The sequence below is a fragment of the Microcystis flos-aquae FACHB-1344 genome (genome assembly GCF_014698375.1).
GTDB lineage: Bacteria > Cyanobacteriota > Cyanobacteriia > Cyanobacteriales > Microcystaceae > Microcystis > Microcystis aeruginosa.
The window spans coordinates 12,272-34,488 of the sequence record NZ_JACJSW010000117.1 but is presented as its reverse complement, the minus strand read 5'-3'; the positions used below and the strand labels follow the sequence as shown (position 1 = coordinate 34,488).

The window sequence follows — 22,217 nt, the reverse complement described above, 5'->3', positions numbered from 1 at the left end:
TGGTAGTCCTCACCCCAATCCTTCTCCCAGAAGGGGATAGGTGAGGCAATTAACCATCTCTTGTTTATTTTTCCTTGAGTCGAAATAGTAAAAACTGATTGACCTGATTCGGATTAAAATTATCATCACTGACTAAAATCAAAGAGCGACTGCCATCAGCTAATCTTGGACCGAGGGTCATTCCTTCCAAATTATCTAAATCAATCCCTAAAGTCCCTAAATCTAGTAATAATTTTTTCCGCAAGGGTTGCACCTGTAAAGCTTCTAATTCTCCCGGTATCCGAGCAATTTTCGACGTATCGGTGGCACTCCCATTAACTACCTGAAATAGTTTCGCTCCAAAACCTTCTAAACCAAAAGTTCGCTCTAAACTGAGAAAATAACCCTCTTTTTCTAAAGCTAATAATTCCGTTAAACCGTAGTATCTCGCACCACTGGGTGGCTCATCTAACACATACAATTGTTCTGATACTAACACAGGCGCACCAATCGGATCAATAACATAATGAAGAAGTCGCACTCTGAGATTTTCTGCTCTTTTTCCCGTGGGACTATCTTGAATTAAAGCGTTTTCTGTGGCAGTAAACAAACGAAAAGGATCGTCTTTGAGAGTGCTGGTAATCCCTAAAGTTAAGGATTCAAACCCTAAATTATCCTGTATTCCTTTTTGATTGCTATCATCCGGTAAAAAGCGATTAGGAATTAACAAAGACTCCTTTAATTGTCCCTGCAAATCAAATTCAGCAATAAAAGGAGCAATTCCCTGTTTAACCGCACCTTCACTGGAAATAAACAAAGTTTGTCGGGGCGAAAAAGCGATACCTTCCGGGTCGATCGATCCCTTTTTAAACGTTTCTCCCTTGCCATCTTTTAGGAACGTGACTGCCTCTAAATTCACTTTTTCGATTTTTTCACCATTTATCTGCAAACTAGCTCGATAAAAGCGGGCCGGAGCTTTCTGAGAACGATCATCACTGAGGAGATAAAAGCGGTTATTGGCACGATCATAGGTAATTGCCGATAATCCCCCCACCCTTGTCCCTTGATAATCCGCTTGTGGCAATTGATATTCTCCCAAAAACTCGACCGAGAGGGGTAGAAACATTCGTTGTTCTGCTAAAACTTGCGGGGAGACACCACAGGCCCCCAGACTAAAGGTTACAATCAAACTAGCAATTAAACCCAAAATTGGGAAACGCAAATTTTCGGCAGTCAGTGTCTTATAGAATCGATCGATCACAAAATATCATCCTCTACTACGCTCTTATCAATCTATTATGCTACGTTTTTCTCTCGGTTTATGGCTCTGTTTGATCGGTACTTCCCTTCCTCTCCTAGCACAAACAGAAACCCCTGCACCCAATCCCCTCGAAACTCCCCTAAAAAGTCCTTTATTACCCGCAATCGATCGCCCTTTAACTCCCTTGGAGCGTCGTCAGCTGTTATTATACATCGATCAACGCGATGCTGAAGCTCAGGCTAAATACGATGCGGGATTAAATGAGGAAGCTTTTCCTATCTGGTATGAAGTGATTAAATTAAATCGTTATTTAGGAGCAAAAGAAGAAGTAAAATCTTTGGGAAAAGTGGGGTTAGCAGCTTGGAATCGAGATCGAACCGAGGATGTTAAATTAATTACTGCTCGTTTAAAAGCTCTGCAACAAACCGCAGAAACTAACCAGACAATGGACGGGGAGTTATTAGCATTATTAGGTACATCCTATCAACAGGTACGAGCTTTTAATGAGGCGATAATTATCTATGATAAAATTCTAGCTAATGCCAGACAATCTGGTGATAATGTGGCAGTAGAAGCAACTTTAAATCAACTTGGTCAAATTCATTTATCCCGTTTTGATTATCAAAAAGCAGCTCCAGTCTATGAGGAATTATTAACTATTTCTAAGGTGCAGAATAATTCTTTGAATCAAGGAATTTATTTGCAAAGACTAGCAGAAATTTATCGAGAATCTCTGCAACCAGCTAACGCCGTGAAAATTAAAGAAGAAATAGCTGAAACCCAAATCAGAAATCAGCAAATACAGTTAATTCCCGATCTAAAAATTCAAATTGGTTTAGATTATCAAGCTTTAAAAGATGCAAATAAAGCCAGCCAAAACTTTCAAGAAGCCTATTCTCTCGCTTTTGCTTTACAACAGTACGGCACCGCAGGAGAGGCTTTAAATAAGTTGGCCGAACTCTATAAAAGTTATCAACAGGTAGATTATGCTTTACAAATCTATCAAGAATTAATTAAAGTCCATGAATTGGGTTATAATTACTACGGTTTAATGAACACCTACGATCAAATCGGTCAAATTTATCTAGAGAGAAAAAATTATCCCCAAGCTTTACTCGCTTTCCAAAAAGGTGCGGAATTAGCCCAAGCTATCCGTTATCGTGAACAATATTTTCAAACCCAAATCACCCAAGTTAATCAGGCAATAAATAATCCTGAACAGTGATCTTTAAGTTTTTGAATAGTTAACTAATGGACATATAAGTAGGTGGGTGGAATTAAATATAAGATGAACGTAGGTTGGGTTGAAGCATGAAACCCAACGCCCGCATGGGTTACGCTACCGCTAACCCATCCTACAAATAATTGTGCCTCCCTACTTAAATGGGGAAATGGGGACTAAGAAATATCTTCCCCAACACCCTAAAACCCCCCGCAACGCGCACGCAGTGACCACCCCAACACCCTAACACCCAAAACCCAACCCACCAATGGAAAATTCCTATTCTGAATTAACCGAAGACTTGCTGAAATTGGTGCAACATTTGCCCCACTTAAAAGATGGTAAATGGATTCAAAGAGCTCTGGAAGCAATAGTCAGAATTGCCGAGGAGGAAATCGATCGCCTGGATTGGAAAATTTTAACCTATGCGATCGAAGATCTAGAAAAGGGATTTCAGGTATTTTACCCCTACCGTCACATTCGTAAACTGACCATTTTTGGCTCGGCACGCATCAAACCCGACAGCAGTGAATACCGTCTGGCAGTGGACTTCGCTCGCTGTATTAGTCAATACGGTTTTATGGTGTTAACCGGCGCTGGGGGTGGCATCATGCAAGCAGGGAATGAAGGCGCCGGACGGGAAAATTCCTTCGGATTAAATATTCAGCTACCTTTTGAACAGGGGGCTAATCCCTATATCATAAATGATGCCAAATTAATCGATTTTAAATATTTCTTTACCAGAAAACTATTTTTTCTGCGGGAAAGTGACGCAGTAGCTTTATTCCCCGGTGGTTTTGGCACCCAAGATGAGGCCTTTGAGACGCTTACCCTCTGTCAAACCGGTAAATACGGACCTGCACCCCTAGTATTAATTGATGAGCCTGATGGGGATTACTGGCAAACTTGGCAAGAACAAATTAGTGAAAATCTGCAAAAAAGAGGACTGATATCCGCCGAAGATCGGAATTTTTATACAATTACCAACGATCTAGACTACGCTTGTCAAACAATTCGCCACTTCTATCGGGTGTATCACTCCAGCCGTTTTGTGGGAGAATCCTTTGTTATTCGTCTTAATCACGAACTAAGCGGGGAACAGATCGAACAAATTAACCAAAACTTCGGCGATATCCTAGTTAAGGGTAAAATCGCACCTAGTCAAATTCTAGAACGAGAGAATCGGGATTCCAGCCACCATTTACCCCGTCTAGTTTTTTACTTTAACGGCAAGAGTTACGGACGCTTGTATCAGTTAATTGATCACATCAACGATTTAAGTCCTGTAGTTGCCCTAGAAGAGCATCCCGAAAGAAAATAAACCCTAGGCCAGAGTTTCCGGACAGTATCCTAAACCCTTAGTAAATTGTTGCCGAAAAGCCTCTATATCTTGCTGATCCGGGGTACCATGGGACACGATCGCCACTTGATAACGACGCATGACATCAATAGGAGATTGTCCCGTTTCCAAACTCCAAAAAACCATCTGGAGACGCATTTCCGGTTGATAGGTAATCCCTAACTCATTCATGTAGGCGCGAAAATCACCGTGTTGGCAAGGAGTCAGCATTTGATTAAACTTTACCTTGACCACCCAACCGTTAATCTGATGGATAACCGTCATCACGGAGGAAGGCAGATGAGTCATCGATCGCAGGTATTCGGTGACTCGTAGCGTTAAACTAGCATTAGCAAGAAAATAGAGATAGTCCATAGTGGCCGCCGGGCTATTGGCTAATAGTCACGATTAGTGTTATATATCTAAGTCTGACGATAAACCGTTCTCGATACCAAGGGGAGAAATCCCCGATTTAGTGAAGTTCGCCTGGGTAGGATTACCCAACTTTTGCGAAGATCTTTATGATGATAATGATGATGATCCCTGACCAATTACTCTCCAGCTACGATTATCACCTTCCTCCGGAGTTAATTGCCCAAAATCCCGCAGAAACCCGGGATAGTTCCCGTCTTTTGGTGGTAGATTCTCCCAATAGTCATAATTTAGCTATTTTTCGGGATTTACCCACTTGGTTAGAGTCGGGGGATTTGCTGGTTTTCAACGATACCCGCGTGATTCCGGCCCGTTTATTTGGACGTAAAACCACGGGCGCACCCGTAGAAATATTACTATTAGAAGAACAAGATGACCATCGTTGGTTATCTCTGGTGAAACCGGGAAAACGCTTTAAAGTCGGTTCAGAAGTCCTTTTTTATCCGAAAACAGGGCCGACGGAAGACCAAGAAAAATTATGGTTAGCGAAAGTAATCGATCGAGATCTGAACACCGGTGGTCGTCTGCTGCAATTTCAACGTCATCCCGGGCGCAGTTTTTGGGATATGTTGGAGGAGTACGGTCATATTCCTTTCCCCCCCTACGTCACCGAATCAGAGGCGGAAGAAGACCGTTATCAAACAGTTTACGCCGATAAACAGGGTTCTGTGGCCGCTCCCACGGCAGGATTACATTTTACTCCCGAATTATTCCATAAGCTCGCCCAGAAGGGTATAGATACCGCCTATATCACCCTTCATGTGGGAGTGGGAACCTTTCGTCCCGTGGAAGTGGAAAATATTACAGAACACCTAATGCACCAAGAATTTTTGCAGATTTCCGCCGAAACTGCCGAAAAAATCGCCCAAACAAAGGCTAGAGGTGGCCGGATTATCGCCGTGGGGACCACGGTAGCTCGCGCCTTGGAAGGGGCAATTAAAGAAAGTAAGAGCGAGAAATTAACCGCTTTTCAGGGAAAAACGAATTTATTTGTCTATCCGGGTTATCAATGGCGAGTTATCGACGGCATGATCACTAATTTTCACCTACCCAAGTCCAGTTTGATGATGTTAGTCAGTGCCTTAATCGGACGGGAAAGACTACTGGCATTGTATCAAGAAGCTATCCAAGAGCGTTTCCGTTTCTATTCCTTCGGTGATGCTATGTTAATCCTACCCAGCGCTCGCAGCAGTAATCGGTAAGTAGTTGCACAAAATTACCGAAAATTTGGGTTTAAAGCCTCCCCCTTCTAGGGGGACTTGGTGATACAATATTAGAGTCTTCAGGTTGCAATGCCGTCGCACATCGTGAAAATTCGGCTGAAACAGTGCAGCACTGTTGAGGGAAAAATAGATAGACAAGAGCCACCGAAAACTCTTTAAACAGGGACGTAAGTCTTCAAAAAGACTGAATGAATCGAAGAAAAACTTTTGTCGTAAGACAGATAGGGTAGGGCGTATCCGAATTTTCCTTGAAATAGGAAAACGCTTGGAGAGTGAAACACAAAAAGGGAAACTAGATAGCAACTGATATTCTAGTAATCTCGGTTCAGAAATAATCGTGTAAGACGTGAGTAAGGGAAACCAGAAAGTGCAGTGATGAGCTTCGAGAATCCTCACGCCTTTAGGCCCAGGAGTGTCAAATTCATACCCCAGAAAGAAGGAGGAGCAGAACTTCGGAAAGGGCAAGAGGAAAAGCAAAAATATGTGTAAGCGGCCCGCGCATCTAAATTGGTCTAGGGCGATTATCGAACCACCTCTGGCCTGTTGTCTATCCTAACCAAGAAATGAAAAGAAAAGAGCTTAAAATCGGTCGCCGCTATTCTGGCAAATCCTGGCAAATATTTGTAATTATTGCCTTCATCGCCGCCGCTCCCTTTGCTATTTTTTATCTGATTGCCTTGGCTTATCTTTGGCAAGGCGATCAACTTTTGGCCGCGGGGGAGAAGGAATCGGCTCTGTCTGCTTACCGAACAGTTTTATCTTTTCACGAAAATTCGGCCCAAGCCCATATAAAAATCGCTCAGGTCTTACAAAGTCAAAAACGCTATTCTGAAGCCTTACAAGCCTATAATCATGGCTTTATCGTTAACGATAAACCACCGATGGAACCCTCCCAAAGTAATTCTTTAGTGGCTTTGGGAGACACCTTCGCGCAAGAGGAAAAATGGTCAGAGGCACTCGATGCTTACCAAAAAGCAATGATCATTAAACCAACTTTTAAAGCGCAATTTCAGCTAGGAAAAGCTCTCTATAGTTTACAACGTTGGGATGAGGCGGCGAAAGCTCTGCAAGCAGCGGTTTTTCTCGATCCTACTCAGGGAAAAGCCTATTTTTATCTGGGAAAGGCCTACAGTGAACAGCAACTCTGGCCAGAGGCCAGTTATGCCTATCAGCAAGCTCTAGAATTGATACCTAGTCAGGGTGAAACCTACAAAAAATTAGGAGAAACCCTAGCAAAACAGGGAAAATGGGAGGAAGCAGAGCAAATATATCAACAGGCTTTAATTTACACCCCTAAAGATGGGGATATTTATAATTATCTGGGCGAAGCTTTAGCGGAACAGGGAAAACTAGGGGAAGCGATGGCAGTTTTTCAACAGGCGCGCCAAATTAGTCCCAAAAATGCCAATATTTACGAAAATCTCTGTTATATCTATATCAACAACGGTCAGATCGATGAGGGTCTAAATTGGTGTCGGCAGGCCGTAGAAATTGATCCCAATTTATCAGAAGTTAGATTTATTTTACAGGAAATCCAACGGGGACGATTAATTCACGACAATCCCGAATTATTAAAAATGCCAGAGATAATTCCCAGTGTTAAGAGTGATCCTCTGGTGAATTTAAAACGCTCAATTGTTAAAATTGTCATTCGTGGCAAAAATAACAATGGTATCGGCACTGGTTGGTTATTACAACGAGATCAAGATACAGCTTGGATCGTGACTAACCGCCATGTGGTTACGAATTACCGTCAAGAAATCGATGCAGGGGCACGCATTTTTGTCGAGTATTATAGCCAACCACCCAAGGGAAAAATTCCCAAGCGTTCAAAAGCTAAAATTCTCCACATTACCCCAGCTAATGACTGGCTCGATTTAGCAGTATTAGAGGTAAAAAATCCCCCCCCAGATTTAAAACCTTTAGCTTTAGCACCCCTACCAATTGCCCCTAATCAACCGGTAATCTCGATCGGTAATCCTTTTAATCAAAAAGATTGGACTGTCAGCAAAGGCACTGTTAATGATCATAACGAAAAATCCTTAAGTTTATCCATGTTTGTCGTTTCTGGACAGTCGGGAAGTCCAGTTTTAAACGATAAAAATCAAGTGGTGGGAGTGATTTCCCAAGCGAGTTTATTTTGTGCCAATTCTTCTACTCCTAAACCCCTGGAAAATGCCGTTAAATTGGGCTGCGGTTTCGCAATTCCCATTGACAGGGTGCGAGAAAGGTTAAGGGAGTGGGAATTATGAATTGGGAAGTGGGGAAGTGGGGAAGTGGGGTGTGGGGTGTGGGGAAGTGGGGAGAATAAATAAAAATAATCTCCTGTCTCGGAGTCTCCTGATAACTGCTATGCTACTCTAGGCAGAAAACCATTCGATCGAGATCACCGTGGCTAACCAAGAAGCAACTTCCCCCGCTATTCGTACCCCCTTATACGACCTAATTGCCCAACAAACCAGCAAATTTACCCCTTTTGCGGGTTGGGAGATGCCGATACAGTTTAGCGGCCTAAAAATCGAACATAATGCTGTCCGCAATGGTGTCGGGATGTTTGACATTTCCCACATGGGCAAATTTATCTTAACTGGAGATAATCTGGTTCAATCTCTCCAAACCCTAGTTCCGTCTAATTTAGCCCGTTTAAGCGCAGGAAAGGCACAGTATAGCGTTTTACTTAACCCAGACGGTGGCATAATCGATGATATTATCTTTTACTACCAAAGCGAAAGCCAAGGCGTATTAATTGTTAATGCCGCAACCACCGATAAAGATCGAGAGTGGATTTTAGGCAATTTAGAGGGTTCGGGGGTTAAATTAAAGGATTTATCCCGAGAAAGAGTCTTAATCGCCCTGCAAGGACCCAAGGCAGCCACAATTTTACAGCCCTTGATTGGGGAAAAATTAAGCGATTTTGGCCTATTTAATCACTGGGAAAGCCAGCTTTTCGGGGAAAAAGTTTTTATCGCTAGGACTGGTTACACGGGAGAAGATGGTTTTGAAATTATGGCCGCTCCTGAAATCGGGCAGCAACTTTGGAGAGAATTCTTAAATTTAGGGGTGACTCCCTGCGGTTTAGGGGCCCGGGATACCCTGCGTTTAGAGGCAGCTTTAGCCCTTTATGGACAGGATATCGACGATAGCACGAGTCCCCTAGAGGCAGGCTTAAATTGGTTGGTTCATCTGCCAGAAAAAGGCGATTTTATCGGTCGCAATGTCCTTGAAGACCAAAAACTTAATGGTGTGAATCGGCGCTTGGTGGGATTGCAGATGTCCGGCAAACATATCGCCCGTCACGATTATCCGGTAGTATTCGCTGGGGAAGTGGTGGGTAAAGTCACCAGTGGCACTTTATCACCAACTTTAAACACAGCGATCGCTTTAGCCTATCTTCCCACACCTTTCGCCTCGATCGGACAGGCGATCGAAGTAGAAATCCGCGGCACTACCTACCCCGCTACCGTAGTCAAAAAACCCTTTTATAAAAGTAAAAAGTAGTGGTTTGTTTCAGCTAATTTGGTGTATTAGAAAAATGCTATAAATTCTATAATCTAAGACTTTAAGCCGAAATCTATTGCCCTATTTTAGCTGAAACAGTCCAGTAGGGTGCGTTAGCGCAGCGTAACGCACCAACCTAAAGCACCGAGAAAAAAGGAGCAATAATTTGGTGGGTTACGGCGAACACAAAATCAATACTAAACTGTAGCAGTTACCGTCGCCTAACCCACCCTACAGCTGATAACTGATAACTGAAAATGCAATCCGTAGACTTTACCACCCTCAGCGCCACTTGTGCCGAAATTGCTGCCGTTTGGCTGCCGGCGAGACTAGAACAAGTGTATCAAATTGATCGCCAAACGATCGCCCTCCATTTACGAACCTTCGATCGCAAGGGATGGTTAATTATTTCTTGGCATCCCCAAGGGGCGCGGCTGCATATTGGTGATCCACCGCCAAAAGTCCCAGATACCTTCACTTTCAGCGATCAATTGCGTCATCAACTCAATGGTTTTGCCCTGACAAAATTAGCATTTGTTGCCCCGTGGGAAAGAGTCATCGATCTACAATTTGCCCAACGTCCCGATGATCCGGCCCTGGGGCATTTGTATATAGAAATTATGGGCAAATATAGCAATGTTATTTTAACTGCGGCTGATAATCAAATTGTCACCGTTGCCCATCAAGTTAATGCTACCCAGTCTAGTGTTCGCACCGTACAAACGGGACAAATCTATCAACTACCCCCCGTTTTATTGGCAACAAATCCCAGTTTAGAAGAATCCTTGAGCAGTTGGCAAGCCCGAGTTAGTTTAATCCCTAAAACTATCGAAAAACAGCTAGTTAGTACCTATCGTGGGGTTAGTCCAGTCATCGCTCGATCGCTGTTACAAAAAGCAAAAATTCACCCGAAATTAAACACGGATCAGTTAGATAATACCGATTGGGAAAAGCTCTTTTCAGCTTGGCAAGAATGGTTAAAAATCTTGGAAAATAAAACCTTTAAACCCGGATGGACAAGAGAAGGTTATACGGTGATCGGTGGGGAGATACTGGCAGCGGCTAAAAATGTCCAAGAATTATTAAACCGTTATTATAGCGACCAAATTAATCAAGAAAGCTTTCGACAACTACAGCAAAAATTAAGCCAAAAAATCACCTCTTTACTGACTAAACTGCAAACCAAAGCCGCAGGATTTCAAACAAGACTAGCAGAATCTGCTCATGCCGATCGCTATAAAGAGCAAGGGGATTTATTAATGGCAAATCTGCAGCAAATACAGCAGGGAATGACTAGCATTAGTTTGGCGGATTTCCAGACAGGAAAACCTGTAATTATTCCTCTCGATCCCGAAAGAAATCCCGTGCAGAATGCCCAATATTTGTATAAACAACATCAGAAATTAAAAAGGGCGCGGTTAGCGGTGGAACCTTTATTAGAGGAAGTGGTCAGTGAAATTAATTATCTCGAACAAGTGCGATCGAGTTTAAGTCAACTAGAAAATTATAGCAGCAGCGAAGATTTACAGGCATTAGACGAGATACAAGAAGAATTAATCCAACAAAAGTATCTAGAAAGCAATTACCAGCGTAATCGGACGAATAATAAAGAATCTGAACCCATGCGCTTTATTACTCCCTCTGGAGTAGAATTATGGATTGGCAGAAATAACCGTCAAAATGATCGGCTAACTTTTCGTAGCGCCAGCGATTACGATATCTGGTTTCATAGTCAAGAAATTGCTGGTAGTCACGTTTTACTCCGTTTAACCCCCGGTACAGTTCCAGAAGCCGCCGATCTGCAATTTGCCGCCGATTACGCCGCTTATTATAGCCGCGCTCGCCATAGTGAACAGGTTCCCGTCGTCTATACCCGTCCCAAATACGTCTATAAACCCAAGGGCGCAAAGCCCGGTATGGTGGTTTACAAACAGGAAACGGTAATCTGGGGCTGTCCTCAGAGGGTTGAGGATTACCGCAAAAAATAATTTTTTACCAAATTGTTTACTTTTTTTTACACAAAATGGGTATTGTCTGTTACAATTGTTACTAGAGAGACAAATGCAGTTCAGGCGCTTGGGAACGCAAGAACTATATTTCCTCGGATTACAACAACAAACAACAGCAAACCAGTGGTAGCAGCCGATAGTCTCGGGAAAGACACAAAAAACCGACTATTCAGGTGATATTAAAGCGACCACTGGTATTTTATCCTCACCTAACCGCTTCTGTCACTTTCCTCAACTTTCTTTTGGGTTTCCGAGACTTATTGCCCAGTTGAAAGAGGGATAGTTGGCATCCAGCTTTTTGTAAAGAAATTTAAACTTAACGCATAGTTAAGCCTCTTCGGCCTAAATAAACGACTAGAAACAGTTTTTTTCGGGAGGCCGGGTTTATGGATAGCCCATTAGGGACGATGAACTTTCAACAGATAGAGCTATACAAAAGAATTCAGGCATTTGCCTTGGATCGGCCAGATAGTCAATTATCTTTCAGCCAACGATTAGCAAAAGATAACGGCTGGTCCTTAGGCTATACTCAGAGAGCGATCGAGGAATACAAAAAGTTTATATTTCTAGCCGTTGCAGCAGGACATCCGGTCACGCCATCCGACCAAATCGATCAAGTTTGGCATTTACATCTGACCTATACGCGATTGTACTGGCAAGAGTTCTGTCCCAAAATTTTGCAAACCACATTACATCACGAGCCGACTCGTGGGGGTTCATCCGAGCAATTAAAATTTGGCAGTTGGTATAGCAAGACGCTAGAAAGTTACGAACAGTTTTTTGGACATATTCCCCCAATAGATATTTGGCCTAAACCCAAAGACCGATTCGGGCGAGATTTGCATTTTATCCGGATCAACACTCAACAAAGCTGGGTTTTGTCAAAACCTAATTTGACAATCTTCTTGAAACCACAACTGCGAAAAATAGGCATCTTTACCTTTTTAGCCTTCCTTTCACTGATGATAACTGGCTGTCAGATAATCTCCCAAATTCCTAACCCAATGAATTTTACAGGTCCGGAATTTTTAACCTTCTATATTTCCCTAGGAGTGATGGGAATCGCTTTGGCAGCCTGGCTACGTTTTTCCCTGTGCCTAGTTAGCACTAATACAAAGCAGCAACCTGATTTAAATACTTACGAGATAGCTTTCTTGGCGGGTGGCAATCATCGCCTGATTATGGCCGCAATCACCAGTTTGGTAAAACAAGGCTATGTGGAGGTATTAAAAGAAAAATCACCATTTGGAAGAACACAAAGCAAACTGGTGGTGACAGGAAAGATCGATGCTATTGCCGATCCTGTAGAAAAGGCGGTTGCACAAGATATTTTGGCCACTGATGGGGCAATTGAACAGGTTTTCCGGAAGTCTACAGGAATGAAAGATAGCATTCGTGCCCGCCTAGAACAACTTGGTTTGTTTCTGAGCGATGCCCAAGCATTCAAAGCCCAAATTTATCCATCATTGATTGTGGTTATTCTTCTAGGAATAGGCTTGTGCAAAATGGCTGTGGGAATTTCTCGCGATAAGCCAGTTGGTTTACTTCTCATCTGTATATTTGGGCTTCTAGTTTTGGGAGCAAGGTTTTTTGTCAAACCACAGCGCAGCCGTTATGGAGAGATCATTTTTAAGGATTTAAGAAATCGCTTACAACCTTTAAAAACAGCCAATAGCAGCGATTCTGAACTTGTACTTGCGGTCGCGTTTTTTGGAGCAACAGTTCTGATGGCCGATACTGCTTTAGCAGACCTGTATCAAATGCTGACTCCCACAGCCGTTGCTAGTAGCGGCAGTGATGGCGGCAGTGGCGGCAGTAGCGGCAGTGATGGCGGCAGTGGCGGCGGCAGTGATGGCGGCAGTGGCGGCAGTGATGGCGGCAGTGATGGCGGTTGTGGTGGTTGTGGTGGTTGTGGCGGTTGATTGAGTTCAAGGCTATTAACAGCCGCTCGATCGAAGCGTGATGCCGAACCGCGAACTCCGTTAAATTTGTCTGTTTTTAGCGGAAGTTCCCCCATACAGATTCTGCCACAGCAGAGGTTGTCGCTTTTTGTCAAAGGGAAACTTCCGTTGAACATTCCCGCCACCGTAGCTCTGTTAATTTTTGCCTTAATCTCCTCTCTGGTTTGATTGCTTACTGCCATCAGCCGAAAAAACTCTCCTGGAACAGGGAATTTTATCGCCTCTACTTAACCCGAACTGGGGTTAAATAGCCATTTTTCAGGAGAAAAGCGCTCAGGGCAGCGGGAAAGTCTGGATATTTGCCGATCGCTGTACTTTCGCCATAGATATCGAGACCCCAATCGGAGTTTTTATCGTAATTAGCGAGGAGAAATTGCCAAGCTTCTTGGTATTCTCCTAGGAGAATTTTTTGGGCGACATAACCGGCCAAAATGCCATTAACTTCGGCTTTTTCTTTTTTAGCTAACTGAAAGGCTTTCAACATTGCTGCTAAAGTTTTCCTTAATTCTTGGGGATATTTTCTAGTGACATCCGCTAATTTACCCTGTTGAAAAGTATAAATTTTGGAGGGAGGAAAAGAGGCGGCGTAGGAACTAAAAGCATATAAAAAAGCATTATCAACGGTGACAAATTCATAATTATTATCTCCATCTAAATCTTCAAAGGAACCACCACTACCATCTAAAAAACCCGTTTCTTCTCTAATAAATTTATCTTTTTGCCAAGTATAAATTACCAAAGATGTGCAGCAATGTGCGCCGCCGCTATAGGTGGAGACGATAATCTCATCGATGCCATTATTATCTAAATCTCTTAATTCGACATAGCCGGATCCAAAGGCACTATACCCGCTATTTTCCTGATAAATTTGCTCGTTATAAAAGATTTGATAAGAAACATTATTAATATCATAATTATCATCAACTCTCTCGTTTAGGTCGATGGGTTGATAGCTAACTTGTACCTTAATTTTCCCCGATCTAACCACTTGATTTGTTAGGGGTTGACCGGTATCAAAATCGAGTTTAGTCACGGCTAAACTCGCAGCTGCATTGCCCAAAAATTGAGATAATAAGCAGAAAATAAAGCAAGTTTTGCTAATATTCATCGGCCGATTCACAGAGAGATTAATTTCAGTGTATCTTACTAGACCTCTTGCAAAAGTCTTAAGTCGATCCTTGTACAGCAACATTTTTGAAGATTATCAACTACTAATAAATAATTAACTGAAAGTCCCTCCCATTATTGTTTCTATCGTTTGTTTTCGGATTTATGCAAGAGGTCTACTTATTACCCCCGACAATCAGCCGTTAACTTTTCGAGAAAAACTATCTAGGGCTGGCTGAATAAATGTGAAATGTAGGCAAGGTAAGGGCTTTGTGGCTTTACGAGCGAAACAGGTGCAAGATTTTGAGAGAATCGTCGTTCAAAACCTGGCGTCTTCATCGGCCCGCGTCCTGTAGGGGCGAAGCATTCGGGCAATAACCTATCGGTGAAACCGTAGATTTTCTAACCGAATGCTTCGCCCGTACTTTTTGCCGCAAACCCTATTTATTCCAAAGTTTTAACGCTCAAAACTTGGGGGGGTGTGGCATCGGGGGGATAGAGAAAATCGAGATTAATGTCGCGTCTGGCTCCGGGGGGAAGTTCCACCTGTACTAAAGCTTCTCCCTGTTGTCCTTCCCGTTGAACGAGATGGAAAAAACGTTCCTCGGTGCGTCCCAGTGCGTTACGATAGGTAACGCGCACTGCACCCCGGAAAAATACCGGTCCCTGGACGGGTTCAACAAATAGCAAGCGATCGAGATAATTGTCTTCTTTAATTGGGGTTTGAATACTCAAAGCCACCACCTGGGTTTTGCTGGTATTGTTATATAGAGGTAAAGTCAGATAGTAGTGAACACCGTAGTTACCGTGAGCTTTGAAAGCCGTATCGGGATAACGCACTAACATGGGGGCGCTTTGAATTTGTCTGGTTCCGAAAGTAGCTGCTGTCACCGTACTTAAAGGATAGGCAAAAGCTTGACCGGGTTGAGGAATGGTGAGATTAATTCCCCCTTTGGGATCGACAATGCGGGTTGCCCATTCCGAACCGACAGAAATTCCGGCCACGCGACCATAAAAATTTCTTCTTCCAGGGAACCATTGATCGGGGGGAGTGGGGGGAAAATCGCGAGGAGCCGCTAAATCACCTCTAACTAATAGGGTACGCCATTCCTCTAGGGTAGGGGGACGAAAGGTTGCTATTTCCCGATCTTCGATTTTGACTTTTTGGGGAACTTCGTAGAGGGCTAAATTGGCCATATAGACCGGTCCATCGCTGTAGAGACGCAGGAGGGTCGAGCGGGCGCTACTTCTGGGGATAACCAGATCGAATAGCATCCGACTTTGGCCTGGGGGAATGACGATCTGGGCGGGAAATTGGGTATCATGGCGACGACGCATGATATCGCTGGCTAAACGGGAACCGGGACCGGAAAAAACCCGGCCGTTGGGATCTTCCACCAGAGAGGGTAAATCGACAAAAGGGGCATCGGCGGAGGTAACGTAACTGACTCCTTGCAGGATGCGGATAACGAGGTTTCTGGAGGTAGGATTAGTAACGATCAGACCCTGGTGTAAGTCGCGATCGGGATCGGTTTGACGGGCGATGTGGTGGGTGAAAACGTCAAAACGTCCTTGTAGGGGATGATTGAGATGGGCTATGGGAAAACGTTTTCCTTTGCCGGGGAAAGTAGAGAGGAGAATTCCCTCTTTTTCTACGATTTCGGGACTATTGCTATTAAAAACCAGCACATCATTCAGTTGACCGGGCAACTGACGCACTTCCTGATATTGGGTGATTAATTTCCTCTCTATCTGGGGCAGAACCGAGGCGGACTGAGCTAAAAGAATAGTGGGTAAGAAAGAAAGCATAGAGATTCTATATTTATAGGATCTAATTAAGGGTGAGTCGATGGAGAGGTGAAGTTATAGGACAATATAAGCGAGTTTGTCTTGGCGATCGATAAAGAATCTTAATATATTTTTAAGGTCTGATCAAGTCTTGTCAGGGGTGATGTGAGCTAGGGGCGGTTTTCTGGGTGAGCAAGGGAGAATACCCCTTGCTATTGCCGATTTTAAGGGTTAAGTTGAGAATGACCCGTAACTGCTCACCCTAGCTTTAAATTTCGCCGCGAATTTCTTCGACGATGCCATCTCTAAGGACGAGTTCCACATTCATTTTGGCCACTAAGTTATCGCCTTTTTCGACCCGGAAAAAGCTTTCTAGTTGTGCTTGGGCGACTTCTTGATTGAGTTCCAAGAGTTGTACCTGTTGCAATTGTTGCAAATACTGGTTTTTTTGTTCGAGAAACTCACTTTTTTGTTGATTGACTTGGATTTGAATATTGTCAATCTGTTGGGCAGCCGCGGGGGGTAAGGGGATAAGGCTCTGACGCTGAATTTCGGCGATCGCTCTTTGGCCTTGGGTTTCTAATTGTTGAATTTGTGCGTCAATTTGAGCCATTTGTGCTTGTAATTGCTGTTGTGCTTCTTCTTTCCAGCGCGGAGTCACGATGACTTTAATTGTCACCGGGCGCTTCAGTAATAAACTGGTTTGTGCGTCATCCATGATTTGCTTATCCTAAAAAGGTCTTTTTGTCAAGGGGTTAGGGAATATTTGCCAGAAATATTTACTTGGCAAACATCTCGTTAATCATATCGCGATAGCGTTGCGTTACTACCGGTCGTTTAATCTTTAAAGTTTGGGTCATCATGCCGTTTTCTTGGGAAAAAGGCTCTAAAATTAACTCAAAGGTTTTAATCTGGTCATCGGCACGATAACTGGGCCGATTTCTTACCTCGCGCTTTAATTCTTGTTGGTAGAGAGCTAAGACTTTTTTGCTGTAGAGATCGCTAGAAAGAATCGTTGAGCGATCGCTGTGAAGATCGGGTAAATTTAAGGATATTTTCTGTTCTTGCGCCCAATTGGCCAGTATATCAAGATTAGGCACGATCAAAGCCCCCAAAGCTTTTTGATCCTGTCCCACTAGCATAATTTGGGAGATAAAGGGACTGCGTAAACAAGCATCTTCAATCGGTTGCGGTTCGATATTTTCACCATTGCTCAAAACAATTGTATCTTTGGCCCGTCCGGTTAAGACTAAATCCCCGGCAGCGGTTAACCAACCAATATCACCGCTATCAAACCAACCATCGGGAGAAATCGCTTTTTCGGTTGCTTCGGGTTTTTTATAGTATCCCTGCATCACCTGCGGACCGCGAATCAAGACTAAACCGTGTTTTTCTGTCGGTAAGACTTCTTTGCTGTGTAAATCGACAATACAGATTTCTGTCTGAAAGACGGGACGACCGGCAGACCCGCGCAGGTTATGATCGATACGACGGACGGTAGCGACGGGAGAAGTTTCTGTCAGTCCATAACCAACTAAAATCGGGATTCCCGCAATCTCATAGAAAGTATCTAGATGTCTGGCTAAGGAACCACCGCCACTAACCAAGATTTTAACTTTATTTCCCACTGCTTGGCGAATTTTGCCATAAACTAGCTTATCACCGATGGCATGGAGGGGATAGAGTAAGAGGGATTGAATTCTTGCTTTTAGTCTTTCGATCCCGGAAGCGTGAAGGTGATCTAGACTGAGATTATCGGCGATACGTTTAGCAATAACGTACTTTTCCGACTTTTCTAGCAAAAATCGCACTAATTTCTGTTTTGTGGCCGGTTGTTCGCTAAATTGTTTTTGGATACCTTCGTAAAGGGATTCCCAAAGACGGGGAACTCCCACCATTAATTGCGGACTAAATTGCTTTAAATCCTGCTTAAAAGTGCGAATACTGGTATAAATCTGGGTGCAACCCTGAGCTAGACTGAAATACTCACAACTGCGCTCGTAGGAATGCCATGAAGGTAGTATACTTAAAACTCGATCGCCGGGATCCGGTTGAAAGATAGCATTTAAGTTGCGTACCTGATGCAGCAGATTACCGTGACTTAACATCACCCCTTTTGGTTGTCCCGTCGTTCCCGATGTGTAGATGAGGGTAGCCAGATCATTTTCGCCCTTGGTGATGGGTTTAAGGGTGTTCTCAGCCCCGATCGCCATTAGTTGCTTGAAATTTAAGGTCTGCACGGAAATCGCCCCAGTAGCGGGGTCTTCGTCGGTGAGCAGCACGATTAATTTTAGGGGCAATTCAGGGATTTTCGCCAGCAATTTCCCTAAAGTTTTGTTATTTTCGACAATCAGCGTCTGACTGTCACTATCGGCCAAAATATAGGCTAATTCCTCTGCATCTGCTTGAGCAGATCGTACCGCGTTGGCGGCCCCGGCTGCCATGGAACCTTGGTCGGCAATAAACCACCGGGGACTATTATCGGCAAATAAAGCGACATTTTCGGTTTCTGTGACTCCTAATGCTTGTAAAGCGGCGGCAAATTGCTGAATTTGTTGATAAAGTTCCCGATAGGTGAGAATTACTTCCGGTTTACTGTGGGGATCGTGCAGAGCGATAATATTGGGGAAACGTTGGGCAACTATTGACCAAACTTCGGGTAAAGATTGAATATTTGAATAGTCAATTAGGGTTGTCATAGCAGTAGTTATAGGGAGTTACAAGGGTAATAGCATATAGATTAACCATTCCAGGCTCTTTTTGCCGGTTCTCCTAGACAGTATTTCAACAGGTATCTGTCCTGCAAAGTTAATTTGCTTTTTTCAGATAGGTACTCTTACAAGGGTGCAACAAGGTTAGCGAGATGTATAATTAATTTTGCTTAGGTAGTTAATATAGTTGTAACTATCATAAAAAACGATGATTGCTTTATCTAAATATAATAATCTCACTCCAGAAGAATATCTTCAGTTTGAAGAAAAAAGTCCCATTAAACATGAATATATCGATGGACAAGTTTACGCCATGGCAGGGACGACTGATACTCATAATATTGTTTCGGGGAATATATACACAATTATTCGTAATCATTTGCGGGGTTCCGATTGTCGGGTTTATTTTGCCGATGTGAAAGTCAGATTAGAGAAACGCAATCACTTTTATTATCCCGATATTATTGTCACCTGCGATGACAGAGATAGAGAAACCGCTACCTACAAAAGTTTTCCTAAATTGATTATCGAAGTTCTCTCCGATTCTACAGAAGCTTTTGACAGGGGGGATAAATTTAATGATTATCAAACTCTAGAAAGTTTAGAGGAATATGTCTTAGTGAATAGTAAACACCAACGAGTAGAAACTTTTCGACGGGGTGAACAGGGTTTATGGATTCTGCAAACCTATCAGCAAGAAAGTTTTAGTTTGCATAGTATTAATCTGACGGCATCTTTTCGGGATTTATACGAGGATGTCACCCTAGAAACGGTTAATGATACTCCCGAAATTCCTGAAAAACCATGATTGCTTTATCTAACTATAATAATCTCACTCCAGAAGAATATCTTCAGTTTGAAGAAAAAAGTCCCATTAAACACGAGTATATCGATGGACAAGTTTACGCCATGGCAGGGACGACGGATACTCATAATATTATCGGACTCAATTTCACTTTTATCATTCGCAATCATTTGCGGGGTTCCGATTGTCGGGTTTATTTTGCCGATGTGAAAGTCAGATTAGAGAAACGTAATCACTTTTATTATCCCGATATTATTGTCACCTGCGATGACAGAGATAGAGAAACTGCTACCTACAAAAGTTTTCCTAAATTGATTATCGAAGTTCTCTCCGATTCTACAGAAGCTTTTGACAGGGGGGATAAATTTAATGATTATCAAACTCTAGAAAGTTTAGAGGAATATGTCTTAGTCAATAGTAAACACCAACGAGTGGAAACTTTTCGCAGGGGTGAACAGGGTTTATGGATTCTGCAAACCTATCAGCAAGAAAGTTTTAGTTTGCATAGTATTAATCTGACGGCATCTTTTCGGGATTTATACGAGGATGTCACCCTAGAAACGGTTAATTATTCCGTGGAAGAAATAGAATAAATTATTGTTTTTTACCGGGGGGAATAAAACGGATTTCAATTCTGCGTCTGCTTGCATCTGCGTCACGATTAACCGCAGCTAATTTACCTGATGGGAGGTATAACTGTCCTGCGGAAAAAGCTCGAAATTTGACATTTTTGAGTTTACCTGTGTTTTCGATTTCTTGGACGACTGCTAAAGCTCGCATTAATCCTAAATCAGTGTTAGAACCGGGTACTAGCATTTTAACAGATTGTTTTCTGCTGGCAACCGATTCGATATTTTTATCGAGATTACTTGTCTTCTGTATTCCTTGTCCGTCGGTGTGTCCAATTACTTGAATAAAGTCGATTTCTCTGTCTTTGGTAATGGTTTCGATAGCGGGAATAATGCGCTGACGAATATAGGTTTTTAAAGCAGGGTTTAATTGGGCACTTCCCGACTGAAATTTGAATTTTCCTGATTTTTCATCGATAACTATCGGGGTTGCTGTTTGCAGTTTTTGAAGTTTTCGATTTGCTTATTCGAGATACCTAATCAGTAGATATCTCCCAGAGTGATAAACCAATCACAGCTTGCTTTTATGCTGTGTACTAACAAAATAGTGCGACAGCTGAAATGTATGTCTTTCATTGCTAATTTAATTTTATAGAAAAACTATGGGGCAAATAAAATAATTTTTATTTAGCCCAACTCCTTTGCTGGAAACATTTTCAGTCTTAAAATAATATTATGGAGGTGTCTAATGGTCAACTGGCTATTTAATCGCTTACAGTGGAATAAATTGTCTAAATCTCTTCCTTAATTCCTTCTTAGAGGCGATAATGAAGATAAATTCTTTATGTCTGCTTGTCCTATTGAATAAATTTAATCACTTATTTTTGGTGTTCTCTCTTATATTTTTGCATAAATGGGATGCTCTCGATGCTCCCGTGTTTTGATTGATTGACAAACCCCTACTTTTTGTGGATAATAAAGCAAAGACGGCCAAGAGCAACATTTGGCTTATTTTCAATAATTCTAAAAGTCGTATCTCCTAGATTATATAAAAAGGGTTGTAAATTGTAAGTTCTATCTCCTGCAAAAATTTCGTTTTCGCCAAAACTCCAATCTTTCCACCAAGACGGGGCTTGATATGGTCTTGATGAGCCAGAAATTTTTTCGGGAAACACATCAAAAATTAAGCGATAAACGCCAATTCCTTGAGGATTATTGTCAAGATTTATTAAAGCATTAAATTCTAATTGATTATTCGTAGATTGCCAATTCGTTAGTTGAAGGGGAATCAGTGAACTTTGGGGATCTAACTTTTTAAATTCTTTTGTGTTGTTATTAAAGTCACTATCACCATTGAGTTGATAACTAGCAGAATTCCCTAGGGGCAAAGTATAGGGCAGAGGATTATAGTTGAGTCTATATTTTAAAGAAGTCTCTTTTGGACTATCATTGCTCGTTTGACTAGGAATAATAAGTCGTTCTACATTTTGAGGATTCTCCACTTTTTTGATCACTATTCTACCATCATTAATCACTTCTACTCGTCTAATTCCTGATTTCTGAGGATTATCTGATGTCGGAGAAGAAGATGAAGGGGTAGGTTGTTCATTGTCATTAATTTGCAGTAAAGCAGGTTTTTCAAAAATTTGAGTGGAGAAAATAACAAAATTTTCAGCAGGAAAATCAAGTCCTGTATTTTGACTTTCCGATTTGATTTTATCGAAATATTGTTTAACCTGAGAATAGCGACCTAACACTAAGATATAAAAGGGATGATTTGTTTTAACACTGGGATAACGAATATTATCTAATCCGACATCATAAATATCCCCCAAAAATTCACTTTTGACTGCGATAATACCGACGGCGTAGCCATCTTTGAGAAGATAATTATCTTTGAGTTGTGCTACTAAGTCTTCCCATTGAGCTTTTTCTTGATATAAATCTGTGACAATTACATAGAGAGAATTGGGCGGATCAGTCTTTTGGGGTGCGATAATTTTATGAGTGGCCGCATCTCTTAATTCAGGTCTTCCTCCACTATAAAACCCAGCATTTTCAGCTGATTGATGATTGATCGGCTCCTTGAGTCGCTGAGTCCCAAAAACATAAAAGGTTGGAGATGGAGTAGTAGGAAAAGCTGTTGTAGTGGCACTTCTTAATAATCTTAGGGTTCTAATATAACGACTATTGCGATCGCTGACAAACCCTTTCATAGACGGCGTACCATCAATTTGAATGATGATTTTTTCTGGTTTGTCAGGATTTTATAACATAAATTTAGAACAGAAAAACTTGATTTATGTTTTAGTG

At 42.3% G+C, this 22,217-nt stretch carries 17 protein-coding genes; 9 read left to right on the top strand and 8 right to left on the bottom strand.

Translation table 11 applies throughout. The features are described 5' to 3' along the window. Positions 1–64: 64 nt before the first annotated feature. Positions 65–1,240: an esterase-like activity of phytase family protein gene (locus H6G48_RS09590; RefSeq protein WP_190721311.1), complete on the bottom strand. Its 1,176-nt coding sequence runs from the start codon at positions 1,238–1,240 to the stop codon at positions 65–67. A gap of 37 nt (positions 1,241–1,277) precedes the next feature. Here H6G48_RS09590 and H6G48_RS09585 point away from each other — a divergent pair, with 37 nt between their 5' ends. Further along, positions 1,278–2,465, top strand: coding sequence for a tetratricopeptide repeat protein (locus tag H6G48_RS09585; RefSeq protein ID WP_190721308.1), 1,188 nt, complete (start codon positions 1,278–1,280; stop codon positions 2,463–2,465). Between the two features lie 265 nt (positions 2,466–2,730). After that, positions 2,731–3,783, top strand: coding sequence for an LOG family protein (locus tag H6G48_RS09580; RefSeq protein ID WP_002796540.1), 1,053 nt, complete (start codon positions 2,731–2,733; stop codon positions 3,781–3,783). A 3-nt stretch (positions 3,784–3,786) separates the two neighbouring features. Here H6G48_RS09580 and H6G48_RS09575 read toward each other — a convergent pair whose 3' ends face one another. Then, a complete protein-coding gene (locus H6G48_RS09575) occupies positions 3,787–4,176 on the bottom strand; it encodes a hypothetical protein (protein ID WP_002796539.1) in 390 nt (129 codons plus the stop codon). A 161-nt stretch (positions 4,177–4,337) separates the two neighbouring features. Between H6G48_RS09575 and queA the strand changes: the two genes are divergently transcribed. The 5 genes from queA to H6G48_RS09550 all read left to right on the top strand — a co-directional run bounded on the left by queA (position 4,338) and on the right by H6G48_RS09550 (position 12,885). Next, positions 4,338–5,435, top strand: coding sequence for a tRNA preQ1(34) S-adenosylmethionine ribosyltransferase-isomerase QueA (gene queA, locus H6G48_RS09570; protein ID WP_190721381.1), 1,098 nt, complete (start codon positions 4,338–4,340; stop codon positions 5,433–5,435). 584 nt (positions 5,436–6,019) lie between these two features. Next, a complete protein-coding gene (locus H6G48_RS09565) occupies positions 6,020–7,708 on the top strand; it encodes a serine protease (RefSeq protein WP_190721307.1) in 1,689 nt (562 codons plus the stop codon). Between the two features lie 139 nt (positions 7,709–7,847). Next, complete coding sequence (gene gcvT, locus H6G48_RS09560) at positions 7,848–8,954, top strand: glycine cleavage system aminomethyltransferase GcvT (RefSeq protein ID WP_190721306.1); 1,107 nt, start codon at positions 7,848–7,850, stop codon at positions 8,952–8,954. A 257-nt stretch (positions 8,955–9,211) separates the two neighbouring features. Next, positions 9,212–10,942, top strand: a complete 1,731-nt coding sequence (locus H6G48_RS09555; RefSeq protein ID WP_190721305.1) for an Rqc2 family fibronectin-binding protein — start codon at positions 9,212–9,214, stop codon at positions 10,940–10,942. A 407-nt stretch (positions 10,943–11,349) separates the two neighbouring features. Continuing rightward, the gene (locus H6G48_RS09550) at positions 11,350–12,885 is read left to right on the top strand and encodes a TIGR04222 domain-containing membrane protein (protein ID WP_190721304.1); all 1,536 of its coding nucleotides are present in this window, start codon (positions 11,350–11,352) and stop codon (positions 12,883–12,885) included. Positions 12,886–13,147: 262 nt separating this feature from the next. On the opposite strand, the gene H6G48_RS09545 is transcribed toward H6G48_RS09550, so the two are convergent. The 4 genes from H6G48_RS09545 to H6G48_RS09530 form a co-directional block, all read right to left on the bottom strand. Continuing rightward, positions 13,148–14,032: a hypothetical protein gene (locus tag H6G48_RS09545; protein ID WP_190721303.1), complete on the bottom strand. Its 885-nt coding sequence runs from the start codon at positions 14,030–14,032 to the stop codon at positions 13,148–13,150. A gap of 443 nt (positions 14,033–14,475) precedes the next feature. After that, positions 14,476–15,840: a DUF3370 domain-containing protein gene (locus H6G48_RS09540; RefSeq protein ID WP_190721302.1), complete on the bottom strand. Its 1,365-nt coding sequence runs from the start codon at positions 15,838–15,840 to the stop codon at positions 14,476–14,478. A 247-nt stretch (positions 15,841–16,087) separates the two neighbouring features. Continuing rightward, positions 16,088–16,537, bottom strand: coding sequence for a YlqD family protein (locus H6G48_RS09535; protein ID WP_002756613.1), 450 nt, complete (start codon positions 16,535–16,537; stop codon positions 16,088–16,090). 61 nt (positions 16,538–16,598) lie between these two features. After that, a complete protein-coding gene (locus H6G48_RS09530) occupies positions 16,599–18,518 on the bottom strand; it encodes a long-chain fatty acid--CoA ligase (RefSeq protein ID WP_190721300.1) in 1,920 nt (639 codons plus the stop codon). A 220-nt stretch (positions 18,519–18,738) separates the two neighbouring features. Between H6G48_RS09530 and H6G48_RS09525 the strand changes: the two genes are divergently transcribed. Together H6G48_RS09525 and H6G48_RS09520 are read left to right on the top strand one after the other, a co-directional pair. Further along, positions 18,739–19,338: a Uma2 family endonuclease gene (locus tag H6G48_RS09525; RefSeq protein WP_190721298.1), complete on the top strand. Its 600-nt coding sequence runs from the start codon at positions 18,739–18,741 to the stop codon at positions 19,336–19,338. Continuing rightward, complete coding sequence (locus tag H6G48_RS09520; RefSeq protein WP_190721295.1) at positions 19,335–19,928, top strand: Uma2 family endonuclease; 594 nt, start codon at positions 19,335–19,337, stop codon at positions 19,926–19,928. The genes H6G48_RS09525 and H6G48_RS09520 overlap by 4 nt, the downstream gene beginning before the upstream one ends. Before the next feature lies 1 nt (position 19,929). Here the strand turns inward: H6G48_RS09520 and H6G48_RS27160 are convergent, their stop codons facing one another. Then, complete coding sequence (locus tag H6G48_RS27160; RefSeq protein ID WP_002793352.1) at positions 19,930–20,151, bottom strand: hypothetical protein; 222 nt, start codon at positions 20,149–20,151, stop codon at positions 19,930–19,932. Between the two features lie 712 nt (positions 20,152–20,863). Further along, positions 20,864–22,120: a hypothetical protein gene (locus H6G48_RS09510; RefSeq protein ID WP_242034608.1), complete on the bottom strand. Its 1,257-nt coding sequence runs from the start codon at positions 22,118–22,120 to the stop codon at positions 20,864–20,866. Positions 22,121–22,217: the final 97 nt, after the last annotated feature.

What these genes read in the sequence shown, in the direction of transcription:
- H6G48_RS09565 (WP_190721307.1), top strand. Translation starts at nt 6,020, where the DNA reads ATGAAAAGAAAAGAGCTTAAAATCGGTCGCCGCTATTCTGGCAAATCC.
- H6G48_RS09585 (WP_190721308.1), top strand. Translation starts at nt 1,278, where the DNA reads ATGCTACGTTTTTCTCTCGGTTTATGGCTCTGTTTGATCGGTACTTCC.
- H6G48_RS09540 (WP_190721302.1), bottom strand. Translation starts at nt 15,840, where the DNA reads ATGCTTTCTTTCTTACCCACTATTCTTTTAGCTCAGTCCGCCTCGGTT.
- H6G48_RS09510 (WP_242034608.1), bottom strand. Translation starts at nt 22,120, where the DNA reads ATGAAAGGGTTTGTCAGCGATCGCAATAGTCGTTATATTAGAACCCTA.
- H6G48_RS09550 (WP_190721304.1), top strand. Translation starts at nt 11,350, where the DNA reads ATGGATAGCCCATTAGGGACGATGAACTTTCAACAGATAGAGCTATAC.
- H6G48_RS09545 (WP_190721303.1), bottom strand. Translation starts at nt 14,032, where the DNA reads ATGAATATTAGCAAAACTTGCTTTATTTTCTGCTTATTATCTCAATTT.
- H6G48_RS09580 (WP_002796540.1), top strand. Translation starts at nt 2,731, where the DNA reads ATGGAAAATTCCTATTCTGAATTAACCGAAGACTTGCTGAAATTGGTG.
- queA (WP_190721381.1), top strand. Translation starts at nt 4,338, where the DNA reads ATGATCCCTGACCAATTACTCTCCAGCTACGATTATCACCTTCCTCCG.
- H6G48_RS09525 (WP_190721298.1), top strand. Translation starts at nt 18,739, where the DNA reads ATGATTGCTTTATCTAAATATAATAATCTCACTCCAGAAGAATATCTT.
- H6G48_RS09535 (WP_002756613.1), bottom strand. Translation starts at nt 16,537, where the DNA reads ATGGATGACGCACAAACCAGTTTATTACTGAAGCGCCCGGTGACAATT.
- H6G48_RS27160 (WP_002793352.1), bottom strand. Translation starts at nt 20,151, where the DNA reads ATGCTAGTACCCGGTTCTAACACTGATTTAGGATTAATGCGAGCTTTA.
- H6G48_RS09530 (WP_190721300.1), bottom strand. Translation starts at nt 18,518, where the DNA reads ATGACAACCCTAATTGACTATTCAAATATTCAATCTTTACCCGAAGTT.
- H6G48_RS09520 (WP_190721295.1), top strand. Translation starts at nt 19,335, where the DNA reads ATGATTGCTTTATCTAACTATAATAATCTCACTCCAGAAGAATATCTT.
- H6G48_RS09575 (WP_002796539.1), bottom strand. Translation starts at nt 4,176, where the DNA reads ATGGACTATCTCTATTTTCTTGCTAATGCTAGTTTAACGCTACGAGTC.
- H6G48_RS09555 (WP_190721305.1), top strand. Translation starts at nt 9,212, where the DNA reads ATGCAATCCGTAGACTTTACCACCCTCAGCGCCACTTGTGCCGAAATT.